General features: G+C 45.6%; 11 protein-coding genes. 6 read left to right on the top strand and 5 right to left on the bottom strand.

The features are described from left to right. The first annotated feature begins 77 nt into the window (after positions 1-77). Entirely contained in the window at positions 78-1,286 is a 1,209-nt protein-coding gene (locus NSS87_RS07620) for an MFS transporter (protein WP_339246017.1), read from the top strand. A 169-nt stretch (positions 1,287-1,455) separates the two neighbouring features. Here the strand turns inward: NSS87_RS07620 and NSS87_RS07615 are convergent, their stop codons facing one another. Then, positions 1,456-3,720: a glycoside hydrolase family 3 C-terminal domain-containing protein gene (locus NSS87_RS07615; RefSeq protein ID WP_339246015.1), complete on the bottom strand. Its 2,265-nt coding sequence runs from the start codon at positions 3,718-3,720 to the stop codon at positions 1,456-1,458. Positions 3,721-3,831: 111 nt separating this feature from the next. On the opposite strand from NSS87_RS07615, the gene NSS87_RS07610 reads away from it, so the two are divergent. Then, positions 3,832-5,109 carry an AraC family transcriptional regulator gene (locus NSS87_RS07610; protein WP_339246012.1) on the top strand — a complete coding sequence of 426 codons (1,278 nt, stop codon included), beginning with the start codon at positions 3,832-3,834 and terminating at the stop codon, positions 5,107-5,109. A 35-nt stretch (positions 5,110-5,144) separates the two neighbouring features. Here NSS87_RS07610 and NSS87_RS07605 read toward each other — a convergent pair whose 3' ends face one another. Next, positions 5,145-6,305, bottom strand: coding sequence for a serine hydrolase domain-containing protein (locus NSS87_RS07605; RefSeq protein WP_339246010.1), 1,161 nt, complete (start codon positions 6,303-6,305; stop codon positions 5,145-5,147). Between the two features lie 189 nt (positions 6,306-6,494). Then, positions 6,495-7,328 (bottom strand): metallophosphoesterase, encoded by an 834-nt coding sequence (locus tag NSS87_RS07600; protein ID WP_339246008.1) that lies wholly within the window; start codon positions 7,326-7,328, stop codon positions 6,495-6,497. A gap of 227 nt (positions 7,329-7,555) precedes the next feature. Here NSS87_RS07600 and NSS87_RS07595 point away from each other — a divergent pair, with 227 nt between their 5' ends. The 4 genes from NSS87_RS07595 to NSS87_RS07580 all read left to right on the top strand — a co-directional run bounded on the left by NSS87_RS07595 (position 7,556) and on the right by NSS87_RS07580 (position 12,348). Continuing rightward, positions 7,556-9,208, top strand: a complete 1,653-nt coding sequence (locus NSS87_RS07595; RefSeq protein WP_339246007.1) for a helix-turn-helix domain-containing protein — start codon at positions 7,556-7,558, stop codon at positions 9,206-9,208. A gap of 175 nt (positions 9,209-9,383) precedes the next feature. Next, a complete protein-coding gene (locus NSS87_RS07590) occupies positions 9,384-10,331 on the top strand; it encodes an iron-hydroxamate ABC transporter substrate-binding protein (protein ID WP_042185910.1) in 948 nt (315 codons plus the stop codon). Positions 10,332-10,336: 5 nt separating this feature from the next. Beyond that, on the top strand, positions 10,337-11,344 hold the full coding sequence (locus NSS87_RS07585; protein ID WP_339246002.1) for an iron ABC transporter permease: 1,008 nt from the start codon (positions 10,337-10,339) through the stop codon (positions 11,342-11,344). Further along, positions 11,341-12,348, top strand: coding sequence for an iron ABC transporter permease (locus NSS87_RS07580; RefSeq protein WP_042185906.1), 1,008 nt, complete (start codon positions 11,341-11,343; stop codon positions 12,346-12,348). The genes NSS87_RS07585 and NSS87_RS07580 overlap by 4 nt, the downstream gene beginning before the upstream one ends. Positions 12,349-12,545: 197 nt before the next feature. Here NSS87_RS07580 and NSS87_RS07575 read toward each other — a convergent pair whose 3' ends face one another. After that, positions 12,546-13,244: an SDR family oxidoreductase gene (locus NSS87_RS07575; protein ID WP_042185904.1), complete on the bottom strand. Its 699-nt coding sequence runs from the start codon at positions 13,242-13,244 to the stop codon at positions 12,546-12,548. A 2-nt stretch (positions 13,245-13,246) separates the two neighbouring features. Continuing rightward, positions 13,247-13,711: a VOC family protein gene (locus NSS87_RS07570; RefSeq protein ID WP_042185902.1), complete on the bottom strand. Its 465-nt coding sequence runs from the start codon at positions 13,709-13,711 to the stop codon at positions 13,247-13,249. Between the last annotated feature and the right edge of the window lie 51 nt (positions 13,712-13,762).

Raw genomic sequence — 13,762 nt, 5'->3', positions numbered from 1 at the left:
AGACTCTCTGTCTAGTAAATCCTATTCGAGTGTGTATCATTGAGTTTTTTACAATTTAAAAGAGAGGTGCTTCTCCAATGACCCAAAACACAACTTCTGCCACACAAAGTGCCTCCAGTACTCCCTCTTCTGAACATTTACCATGGGCAGGATTACTCGCCCTTGCTATGGCGGGGTTTATCTGTATTCTTACCGAAACGATTCCGGCCGGCTTGTTGCTCCAAATAGGTGATGGGCTTGGTGTCTCCGAGGCCCTTGCGGGTCAACTTGTCACTTTGTACGCCCTGGGTTCACTGTTGGCCGCGATTCCCTTAACCACCGTGACGCGTGGATGGCGGCGGCGACCACTGCTACTAATGTGCATCCTTGGTTTTCTCGTATTCAACACCGTCACCACTTTTTCTTCCAATTATATACTTACGCTGGCAGCTCGGTTCTTCGCAGGCGTATCCGCTGGAGTCTTATGGGGCATGATAGCAGGTTATGCCCGGCGCATGGTGCCGGAGTCACTCAAGGGACGAGCAATGGCGGTAGCGATGGTTGGCACGCCTCTAGCTCTGGCACTCGGAGTCCCTGCTGGAACACTTCTTAGCACTCTTGTGGGCTGGCGCTCCATCTTCGGGATCATGTCGCTGCTGGCTCTGATGCTGGTCGGCTGGGTACTTTGGAAGCTACCGGACTATCCAGGGGAGGCTCCTGATAAGCGGCTCCCTCTCTACAAGGTTTTTGTTATTCCAGGGGTACGGCCGGTACTGTTTGTCGTTCTGACATGGGTGCTAGCACATAACATCCTGTATACCTACATTGCACCCTATCTTACTCAGACTGGGCTTACCCAGCGCGTTGACTTGGTACTGCTTATTTTCGGCATTACTGCGCTTATTGGCATCTGGGTCATCGGTATTTTGATCGACCGCAAACTACGTCCATTGGTTCTTAACAGCCTCGCTGCTTTCGCCTTGTCATCCATTGCACTGGGCATTAGCAGCAGCCAACCCATAGTGATCTATCTAGTGGTTGCTGTATGGGGGTTGACGTTCGGAGGAGCGGCTACTTTGCTACAAACAGCAGTTGCTGAAGCAGCTGGCGAAAGTGCAGATGTGGCCCAGTCGATGTTAGTGACGGTATGGAACCTAGCTATCGGCGGCGGCGGCGTGATGGGTGGGATTCTTATTGAAACAGTTGGTGTCCGCTCCTTCCCGTGGGTACTGTTTATTCTATTGATTCTTGCGCTACTAGTAGCGTGGCGCGCTAAAGAATACGGATTTCCTTCAAGAAAGCGTTGAAGCACACCTATGAAATCATGCCACAATCATCAAGTTTACGGAGCACGGTAGCCGAACACGAAATATAAAAAAAAAAGCCAGTGGTGCATATTATAAATGACTAATATGAACTACTGGCTTACTTATATTAGATTTTTATTAAAGACCAGACTTGGCCTTTTCTGATCTCCTACTCTACAGCCAAAGCATTAAATTCTTGCAGATCCTTGGCTAAATCTTCTTCTGTGTATTTCCCTTGACCGAAACCAACCAGCGCCCGTAGCGGCATATATTTCATCATCGCCATGAACATTTCCGGATTATCATCCATCGCACCTTCCATGCCAAAAATACTGCTGTACTTCTTCACTTTATCTGCCGTGCGTGGATTGTCCAGCAAATCACCAACGGTACTGTTGCGATGATAACTTAATGCAAGCGGAGCAGTCGATTCCACTTCAATAGAAGCAGTCAGACGAATATCCCGCGAAGATGAACCGATAGCAATCTCAAAGACTCCACTTTCCACATGCCAATCACCAATGTTAACGTTGTAATAAGCAAAGGAGCGTTTATCCAGTTCAAAAGAAACCTCTTGCTCTTCCCTAGGCTGAAGCTCTATCTTCTGGAAGCCCTTAAGCTCCTTAAGTGGACGGATCACGCTGCTCTTCACATCGCTAACATAGAGCTGAACGATTTCTTTTCCTGCGTGAGTACCCGTGTTTTTGACGGTGGCCGTAACTTGTACGTTCTCGGTATCTTTTATGCTGCTCTTGGAGATTCTCAAATTGCTGTATTGAAACGCTGTGTAGCTTAGTCCGAAGCCGAAAGGAAACAGCGGTTCAAGCTCTTTTTTATCATAATAACGATAGCCAACAAACAAACCTTCTTTATACTCTACTGTATCCCCTTCACCTGGGAAATTAAGAAAGGATGGATTATCGCTCAGCTTCATCGGGAAGGTCTCTGCCAGTTTGCCACTTGGACTAACCTCTCCAAACAGTAAATCTGCCACTGCACCGCCAAAAGCCTGACCGCCTAGATAACCTTCAAGAATACCCTTCGTTTTATGAATCCAAGGCATTTCTATGGGTGAACCATTGCTGAGTACGACAACGATATTGCTTTGCACCTCAGACACTGCTTCGATCAGCGCTTTATGGCTCTCTGGAAGCGACAAATGACTGCGATCATAACCCTCTGATTCATAGTTATCCGGAAGTCCAAGGAACAATACGGCTACATCCCCTTTTGCCGCTGTATCCCGTGCCTCTTGTAGCAAAGCTTCATTAATCCCGTCATGATTCAGTTCATATCCTTGCGCATATAGCAGTTCGGCAGAACCTGCAAGGACCTTCATCTCTTCAAAAGCATCGTCCAATTTCGTCGGATTCACATGTGAGCTGCCCCCGCCCTGATAACGCGGATTTCTAGCAAACTCGCCAATGACCGCAATCGTTCCTTGCTTTGTCAGCGGCAGAATGCCTTCCTCATTTCTAAGTAGAACCATGCTCTCCCGCGCCACTTCACGAGCCAGACGGTGATGCTCATCAGCATTAAATGAAGCATTATCTTTACGGTTCTCCACCGCCTTAAAAACAAAGGTAAGTAAACGTTCCACTGCAAGATCTAACGTTTCTTCAGACAGCTCGCCACTTTGTACTGCTGCGACAATCTTGGCATCACCAATGCCTCCGGTTGACGGCATTTCCAGCTCCAGTCCTGCTTGTAGAGCCTTCACCCGTTCATTAACCGCTCCCCAGTCGGAAACGACGAATCCCTTGTAGCCCCATTCCTCTCTAAGAATCTTTGTCAGGAGAAATTCACTCTCGGAGGCATATTCACCATTTACCCGATTGTAAGAGCACATCACGCTCCATGGCTGACTCTGCTTAACTGCGCCTTCAAAGCTAGCCAAATAAATTTCTCGTAGCGTCCGCTCATCAATCACAGCATCTACAGACATTCTCCGGTGTTCCTGATTATTAGCAGCAAAATGCTTAAGCGAGGTGCCTACCCCTTCACTTTGCACACCTTTGATATGATTCCCACCCATCTCCGAGGAAAGATAAGGGTCTTCCGAAAAATATTCAAAGTTACGACCGTTCAGTGGAGAGCGCTTAATATTTGTTCCCGGTCCGAGCAGAACAGCAACGTTCTCTGCTTGACACTCTTTCCCGAGTGCTTTACCTACACGCCCGATTAACTCCCGATCCCAGGAAGAAGCCATCCCTGCTGCCGAAGGAAAACAAGTCGCGGGTACACTGTTATGGAGTCCGAGGTGATCGGCGCTCTCTTTTTGCTTGCGTAAACCATGGGGTCCGTCCGTTACCATTAAAGAGGGGATTCCGAGTCGTTCAATGCCCTTTGTATTCCAGAAATCAAGCCCTGAACAGAGTCCTGCTTTCTCCTCAAGGGTCATTTGTGATATGAGTTCATGAATGTTGGTTTTCATAAAAATACCTCCTCTGAATGTATACTATCCCCATTTTAATCTACTTCATGTTAGATTTATGGCATTATCATTGTATTTTTGGTATTCTGGTTGGGCGAGGGGGTTGAAAGAATGTTGAATCATTTGGACGGTTATGAAGGAGCTCAATATATTTGTAAAGTGTTGTATGAATCGCTGCAAATTCCTGTGTTTCTGCTAGATGCCAATCGGAGAATCCAGCTAGCGCTGCCTACCTCTTCAGAGAGCGCCCCGTGGGTTCATAACCTCAATGAGCTTCTTTCAGAAATTGCAGACTCTACTAAAAGCGAGAACAACTCCGACCACGATAGCTCAAATGCCTCTATACCGATCATCCGCACCACTAACTTCCTAGAGAATTACATCCTTCTCCATCTGCCCTCAGGCAGCAGTAACGGGGGAAGCATTGTGATCGGTCCTACACTTTATACTCACCTTTCAGAGGACAATATGACAAGTCTGATGCGTGACCATGAAGTTCCATTAAAGCTTCAAGAGCAATGGATGAAATACTACCGCAGCTTGACCGTGCTAAGTAAAATGAGACTCTACCATACCGCTATGCTGATGTACTCGCTCGTCACCGGAAAGACGTTATCTCTTAGCGAACTGCTACTCGACACCCGAACTCTTGAGCATAAACAGCCTCCCGCAGGCAGTTTGGACTTGGATGTTTCCTATCGACGTGAGAATACATGGCTGCACCACGAACCCATGCTGGAAAAATCCTTATTTCACCATATCAAAAATGGAAATAAGGCTGAGCTACTTCGTGTCCAAGCAACCTTCTCCGAAGACAATTACGGAGTACTCTCCAAGAAGAGCCATTTACGCAACAAAAAAAATCTGGCGATCTCCTGTATTACGCTCGCTACTCGTGCAGCAATAGATGGAGGACTGTATTGGGAGATTTCTTATACCCTCAGCGACTTTCATATCCAGCATATCGAAGAACTAAAGGATGTTCCGGCTGTAGATCATGCTATTCTTAATGCGCTTTGCGATTTCGCCGACCATGTCAAAGAGAGCCGGATGGCGAAACTTTCGCGCACCGTGGCCCTCTGTCAGAACTATATTTTTAATCACTTATATGAGGAACTCTCCTTAGATAAGCTGGCTGAAGTCGCTGGATTGAACAGAAGCTATCTCTCCCTATTATTTAAGAAGGAAACAGGATTCACCATCAGTGATTTTATTCAATTCGAGCGGATTGTAGAAGCCAAACGATTAATCGAATTACCGGGCATTAGCTTATCTGATATCGCTACGAGGCTACATTTCAATGACCAGAGCTATTTTACCAAAGTGTTTAAGAAATATACTGGCACCACCCCTAAACAATTCAGAAGAAACTGGGAAAGCACGCTTTAAGTATAGATAACACGACAAAAAAACTAAAAAGAGGATTAAAGATCAGTGATGGCTGCCAGAACAGTATTATTGAAGTAATCCACATACATATTTTTAAATGGCTTCTGGTGATCTAGCTCTACGGATAAATGCACCGTAACTGTCTGATAAATCGGATCAACGCAGAGGAAAGGACCTGCCGCGCCCCAGTGTGAATAGGCTTCTGGAGAAAACAAATCTCCACCATCACGCTTCGAGCCGTTAATCGCCCATCCGTACCCCCAATACGCTTCTGGAAAAACCTCGTCTCTATATTGTGAGGATACGCCTGGAATTTGGTTGCGGGTCATTTCTTTTACGGTTACCGGACTAAGAAATCGTACTCCGTTATATATCCCGCCGTTAAGAAACATCTGGCCAAAGACAGCCAAATCCATAGCCGTCGAGTAAGCGCCGCCCCCCGCAGATACGGAATTCAAATTATACTCGCTGTCCACCCATTCCGCGCACGCTGCTTCTGGTGCACGTCTTACTACTTTATCCCGCACGTCCATGGGTACACGATAATATGTATTTTCCATACCAAGCGGTTTAAAAATGGTTTCCTTTACGAATACATCATAAGCCTGTCCGCTAACGCGCCGGATGATTTCACCCAACAGCTCATAGCCATACCCGCAATAAGACATGACCGTACCAGGTTCGTTACTAAGCGGTGCATCATAACCGCCATATAAGTACTTATGCTGATCTGGATCTTGATTAGGTTCGTGTGGAGGGTACTCTCCTTGTTCCTTTTTCAACTGTCCGTTCTGCCAAATCACCTCACCCTCCAGGCCAGAGGTATGTGTCAATAAGTGATGTACGCATACCTTAGTTTTGCCTTCACCTGTAAATTCGGGGATGTAATCGGAAACAGGTCTGTTTAGACCAATCTTCCCTTGTTCCATTAACATCATTATAGCGGTTGCCGTAAACAGTTTTGTTATGGAACACAGTGGATAAATAGCATCTACAGTTAATTCCGCTGCGCCTGGCTCCGGACCGAATTTCCCGTTCGCTTGATGGACCAGTAGCGTCCCCTTTCTCGCAGCAACAATAACTTGTGCCGGTGTGATGTTGTCTTCAACCATTTGTGCAGCTGCTATACGTATGCGCTCTACACCGTAAGCCGACACACCCGCCTGTTCTAAAGAATGAAATAATAGTTCTTTCATGGGTAGCCCTCCTAAACAAATTTATTCAATACATATATAAACTATTATACAAATATGTTAAATAATCCTGCTTACTTACTATTTACCTGTGACTCCATGGTTAATGGGCTATTCTTAATATAAGAAAAACGCTAATCTCGGTTATCTCCCGAAAATTAGCGTTTTATTTTAACCGCATCCACTTCTTCACTAAGTGACCGCTACCTTAAAAGCATCGACATTCAATGCCGTCCCATTGATGGTTAATGTGGCGTTGTAATAACCGCGATCACCACTCGGCTTACATTTATAATCACCCGAACATCCGCACACAAAGAATTTTGTATTTGTATAACCTGGATATATATTAGTAAGCTTTCGATAAAACAAATGTCCATGATGTGTGAAAATAGCTAGCACCTTATCCCTCACTTTCGTAGGAATAGCTGCAAAAAACTTAGCAGTCTCCGCCGCGCTTAATACATGGCTAGGATCGACCGTGATCCCGCTCACTTTTAAAGGCCAATGAAAATCTATAATATAAAAATGCTGATCATCTAAATTTTTCAATATATTTATACTACCCGGAGTGAACAGACCCAGAGCACAATTAAGCCACACGTACTTCACCTTACCCTGTGTCCCAGGGAAATTCATTTGCCCTTCTACTGCACCTAAATATTGCGTGAATAAGGACTGGGTACTTGCCTCCCAATTTCCTATCGATGCTTTATAGGGGATACTTCCGAGCGTGCTAGTTACTGTATCCTTGAAGTCCTTGTAATAGGCATTTGCATTATTTCCATGATTCGCTCCCGCTTGCGTGTTATCTCCTCCAAAAATAACAAATCTCTTATTCCCGCTCCCTACAGCCTTTGGCAAAAGATTTTTAAAAATGCTTGCGCTATTCCCATATCCCACATGACTATCCCCAATTACCGCGAAGTTGATAGTCTGGGCTGTTGCTTTAGGATTCAGATTACGTTTGGGCTTAGGACTGGCGAGAAGCCTTCGCTTCTTAGTGGAGGCTGACTGCTTTTTCATCTTAATCACCTCTTTAAAATGGATGAAGAATACCTGGTAGTATATATATTCGATCCAATATGCTTTCTCTTGGACAGACGTATCCTTTAAAAAGAATAATAGGGCAGATAATTAACAGGCTTATCTAAAAAGGGAAGATGTTATAATTAGTTCCACAGACGTCAATAATACAGTTCAATCCATAGCATTATAGTTTGAAAATATATTCAAGTAACGGAGGCCTTATTTTGAATAACGTTATCCCGGAATGGGCCGAATCTCATTTTCCTTTATATAGCGCTGGCAGCATTCAATCGATGTATGGGACCTCAAATCTACCAAGAGTTCAGATTCATGAGAATCTAACCGTATTACTGGCCGTTGCAGCTGGTAAAGGGAGCCTTGAGGTTAATAATCTGACTTATGAGCTTACGGAAGGAAGCGTAATCCTTCTCCCCGCTAATACTCATGCCTCTTTAATTACAAATCTCCAGCAGCCGCTTCACGCCTATAAGCTCACCATCTGGATTCAAGAGCAGACTCAGGCTATACCTGGCGGTGCGATGATACGAAAAAGCGAAATGGCTTCGAGTTCAAATATGCTGTTGTTTCCTTATGAGCCTACTATTGTATCCAGTGTCAAGGAATTGTATCTTCACCGACTGCCAGATCGAGAAACACGCCATGTACAGAATCAAATGCTTTTTCATCAGATTATTCTACAATTGCTCGAACAGCAGGAAGCCAGATATACAGTTAACGAGCAACCATCGATGGAACGGAGCATTTCTTACCTGGAGAATCACTTTAGCGAAAAAATAACACGTGAGCACTTAGCCGCCATTGCGGGTGTAAGCAGCTCGCATTATTCAACGTTGTTTAAGCAGGTGACAGGCTTCAGCCAGAGCGAATATCTGTCGCGGCTACGGGTTCATAGTGCCAAGGAGCTTTTGCTTAACGGTTCAGGCACACTTAGGGAAATTGCGCTAAAGGTAGGCTACAAGGATGAATTTTATCTCAGTCGTCGTTTTAAGCTGCAGACAGGCGCATCTCCGTCTGGTTACAGCCGAAGCTCTTTCCAGCGAGTTGCCGTAATGCTTACCCCTTATGCAAGCCATTTGCTGTTACTTGGCTTAGAACCTGCGGTAACCATCTCTGAAAGTAGTGAATATTTGAATCTTTCGGATCAGGAGCCACCGCAGTCGATGAAGTTTATCAATACAAACAGCTCGGCTGAACAGATCAGATCGCTATTAATTGATGCCAACGTTGAACTGATTATTGCGGCCAAAGAACATCTGGAGGAATACGGATTGAAGGCCGGGCAGCTGCGAGCTGTAGCACCTATTATGGAGATCTCTTGGAACGAAATCGGCTGGAAAGATCAGCTACGCCTAATCGGCCGAGCCATTCAGCGGAGTGAACGGGCGGAGCAGTGGCTGAAGGATTTTGAACAAGAAGAGCTAGAAGCCCGAGAAATAGTACAGCACAGCACAGTAGCTAACGATATCATCACCATTCTGGTAATCAAGCCTGAGGAGCTACTCGTTTACGGAGCAAGGAATGTAGGTTATGTGATGTACCAATCCCTTGGACTTAGAGCACCGACCTTGATTGACAACGAGATAAAAAGATTGGGAGATCAGTTCCATTCGATTTCGATCGGGGTTTCAGATCTTGCAGATTATGCAGGAGACCGAATTTTAGTCATTGTATTTCCCGATGCCAAAGGCTCTACTGCGCATACTGAAGCGATCTTTCAATCCCCTTATTGGAGCCAGCTTCCCGCAGTGCAGCAGAAGAAAGTCCATATTCTTGATCTGGATGATTGGGTGCCTTATAACCCGGCTTCGATTCGCTTACAACTAGGACGAGCGGTAGCTTTATTCGGAGGCAAATAATAGTCCAAGTCTTTTTTCCAACAAAAAGGCATGGTTAGGCACATGAGTGATCCCTATAATGATTACAAATGCGAATGATTCTCATAATCACTCTAAGGCATAGGCTGAAGATTGATTTACACTGTTTGAATTGTTCAAAGTAACACTGTCATACAAAAAAGGGGAGAATTATTTAATGAGAAAGATATTTATTCCGTTTGTACTTATTATGGGGATTGCACTTAGTGCTTGTGGGGGAAATCAGGCGAAGAATGATGCTAGTCCTACAAACAGCCCATCTTCTACTCCTGCTGCGGAGTCAGAAAGTGCGACTTTTACGTATCAATCCGAAGATGGACCTGTTGAGGTTCCAACACATCCTCAGCGTGTTGTTGTACTCACCCGTTTTTTAACAGGTAATGTCATGGCACTGGGTGTACCTGTTGTGGGCGTAGATGAAATGTCTAAAACTAACCCACGCTTTGAAGAGCAACTAAAAGACGTAGAAGCGGTTAGCGATGAAAGTCTGGAGAAAATCATTGAACTGCAGCCGGATCTGATCATCGGACTCTCCGATATTAAGAATATCGATAAATTCAAGCAAATCGCACCAACCGTTACTTATACTTATAATAAAGTGGATTACTTAACCCAACAGCTGGAAGTCGGCAAATTGGTGAACAAAGAAAAAGAAGCTCAAGCTTGGGTCGATGATTTTAGTGCCCGCACCAAAAAAGCGGGTGAAGAAATCAGAGCGAAGATCGGTGATAATGCAACTGTCTCTGTTATTGAGACCTTTAATAAGCAATTGTATGTATACGGGTATAACTTTGGCCGCGGAACTGAACTCCTCTATGGGGACTTCAAGCTTGGCATGCCAGAAACAGTAAAAGAAAGCACCAAAACGGATGGATTCTTTGCTGTCTCGACAGAAGTGCTGAAGGATTATCTGGGCGATTACGTTATTTTCAGTAAAAATGCGGATGAAGATAATTCCTTCCAGAATACAGAAATCTACAAGAGCATCCCTGCCGTCAAAAACAATCGCGTATTCGAGGCTGATGCAAAAGCATTCTACTTTAACGATCCACTCAGCTTAGAGTACCAGTTGGAATTCTTTGAACAACAATTTCTTGGAAAATAAAGATAATGACTACGAAGCAAACTTCCATTCCATTTTTTTATAAGCTGCTTGGTAGCGTATTGGTAATGGTTATATGCCTCGTGATTGCAATGCTATTCGGGGCTAAAGAAACCACATTCAATGATCTGTGGCTTGCCATCGCTTCAAATTCAAAGGCAGACAATGTCCTTATTCTCCGTGAGATCCGGCTGCCTCGCGAACTGGCCGCCATGCTGATCGGTGCTGCCTTTGCCGTATCCGGTGCTATCATGCAAGGAGTGACGCGCAATCCGCTAGCTGATCCAGGCCTGCTCGGTCTGACTTCAGGCGCTAATATGGCGCTGGCTCTTACATTTGTATTTCTGCCCGGACTGAATTATTTTGGTACCATGATCGCTTGTTTTTTTGGCGCTGCCCTAGGAGCCGTGCTAGTGCTTGTTCTAGGTTCTGTGCGCCAAGGTGGCTTCTCTCCGATTCGAATCGTACTCGCCGGTGCAGCGGTATCTGCCTTTCTGTATGCTATTGCAAGTGGTGTAAGCATTGCCTTCAAAATATCCAAGGATGTATCCATGTGGACAGCGGGTGGATTGATCGGCACAACCTGGGGCCAGCTTCAGGCTATCGCACCCGTTATTCTCATCGGCATTGTGGTGGCATTAATATTTTCAAACCAGTTAACCATTCTTAGCTTAAGTGACGAGGTAGCCATCGGATTAGGACAAAACCTTGCTGTGGTTAAAGGGATTCTATTCACTCTTATTATTCTGCTGACTGGAGCATCGGTCGCTCTAATTGGGGATATGGCTTTTGTAGGGCTGATGATTCCGCATATTGTCCGTAAGATTGTCGGTACCGATTATCGGTATATTTTGCCGATATCGATCTTTACGGGTGCATCGTTCATGCTTCTCGCGGATACAATTGGACGGACAATCCATGCACCTTATGAGACGCCAGTGGTCGCCGTCGTAGCTATGCTTGGGCTACCTTTCTTCTTGTTTGTTGTTCGGAAAGGAGGTAAAACACTCTCATGATTTCCTCTGCACCCGTGCGAAAACAACGTATTATCCTATGTGTATGCACCGGATTGATTCTGCTAACAGCAATCGTCAGCATGGGAATCGGGTACTCTTCCCTATCTTTTGACAGACTGCTCCCGGTTCTGTTCGGGCATGGAACCTTTAAAGAGGACTTTGTATTATTCTCTGTAAGATTGCCGAGGATTCTGATTACACTGCTGGCAGGCATGGCCTTGGCGTTATCCGGTTCCATTCTGCAAAGCGTTACACGAAACGATCTAGCCGACCCCGGTATTATTGGTATCAACTCTGGTGCGGGTGTGGCTGTCGCTGTTTTCTTTCTTTTTTTCCCGGTTAGCGCTGGATCATTCATTTATGCGCTGCCGCTGGTTGCTTTTATAGGGGCATTACTTACGGCAGCGTTAATCTATCTATTTTCATATAGTCGGACTAAGGGGCTTGATCCTGTTCGATTGGTGCTCGTTGGGGTAGGGTTCTCCCTAGCGTTGTCTGGCGTTATGATCGTGATCATTTCGTCCGCGGATCGTGCCAAGGTAGATTTTATTGCAAAATGGATCGCAGGGAATATATGGGGTACAGATTGGCCATTCATTTGGGCTTTACTGCCTTGGTTGATCTTACTAGTTCCCTTTACCCTGTACAAATCACAGCGACTCAACCTGCTCAGCCTAAGTGAAGTCTCTGCCATTGGTGTCGGGCTGAATCTCGAACGTGAACGTATCGTTCTGATTCTCACGGCAGTTGCAGCTTCCGCCTCCGCGGTTTCTGTCACAGGCGGGATCGCCTTCATCGGACTGATGGCTCCACATATTGCCAAATCGCTAGTCGGCCCGCGTAATCAGATGTTTATTCCCGTCGCTGTATTGCTGGGCGGCTGGTTACTTTTGATCGCGGACACCGTTGGCCGCAATCTCGTCGATCCTGACGGCATTCCGGCAGGTATCATGGTGTCGCTAATCGGCGTACCTTATTTCGCTTATTTATTGCTTAAGAAATAAGCAGTTCTATAAACAAAAAAGAGGACCTCGGCATAATTGCCGAGGTTCTCTTTACTGACCGTCTTTGTCCCCAGATTTCCACCGCTACGAGCGGTTCAATCAAGAAATCTGGGGACAACAACGGCCGGAAGTCCAATGATTCACCGCAGTGAATACTGAGCTTTTTGTTCGCAAATTTAGTTCAGCCTATATATCACCTAAATCTTCATATCCTTACCCGTATAATCTACAAACATGAAATGACCTTCTGGTGTAGTACGCTTCTCGATCAGGTCAAGGATCCCCTCGGCACTTTGATTTGGATTTGTCGGTGCCTCTGCCCCACCCATATCGGTTTGCATCCACCCCGGATGCACGCTGAGCACTTGAATCCCACGTTCTTTTACATAGACATGCAACTGCTGTGTGAACATATTGAGCGCCGCTTTGGAAATGCCATAAGGATAGTCGTTCGGATAAGCATTGGTGATACTTCCTGCTTCCGACGATATATTGATGATCGAGCATTCGGGTTCCGTAAGTAGCGGCAGGAAATGCTTAACCACTCGTATCGGTCCATACAGATTAATATCCATCGTTATAAGCATATCTTGGAAATCCAACGCTTCAATCGATGTATCCCGAGCGTTGAGTACCGCCGCATTATTAATAATGGCACCGAGGGTCCGACCTTGTTCTTGTAGACTCGCAGCCAGTGCCGCGATTCCTGCCTCGTCCGTCACGTCCATCGCAGCGATGGTTAGCTTCTCTCCATAGGTTTCAGCAAGCTTCGATAGCGCTGTTTGTTCCTGATCGGGCCGGCGAACCCCAGCAATAACTCCATAGCCCCGCTTCAGCGCTTCGGCCGCCAGTTCATAACCCAGTCCACGTCCAGCACCTGTAATGATAATATTCATAGTTATTCCTCCCCGTTATCCTTATCGTTCTCTAGCAGCTCCACAATTACTTTTAACTCCTTGAAAGTGTCCATATAAGCATAACGCCCCCCGGTATACTCACCCTTTTGCTGGAGTGGGAAGCCTTTGCCTTCTAGCAGCATTATCTTTTCTTTCATTCCTTCAACTACAAAAGCAATATGATGAGGCCCCTCACCATGTTCATTCAAGTAATCCCGCCACGTACTCGGCTCATGATCCGGTTCAATCAATTCCAGCTGTAAAGAGCCCATATCAAAAAAAGCTAGCTTAGCCCGCGCCTGCGTAGCCACGCCATTATGCCGGGTCTGCGCAATATCTTCTGTATCTGTAACGATAATTTCCGGCTTTTTGAGTCCAAAAAACTCCGCATATGCCGTACTTACCTTCTCCACATCATTCACCAATATTCCAATCTGCGTAACAAAATTACCAAGCAATCCTGACATGTGCATCAACCTCCTATTAGTCTGACAAGTCCACCATACCGATTCTTTGAA

This window comes from Paenibacillus sp. FSL F4-0243 (genome assembly GCF_037963295.1).
In the GTDB taxonomy this organism is placed as follows: domain Bacteria; phylum Bacillota; class Bacilli; order Paenibacillales; family Paenibacillaceae; genus Paenibacillus_AQ.
This window is presented reverse-complemented; position numbering and strand designations above follow the sequence as displayed.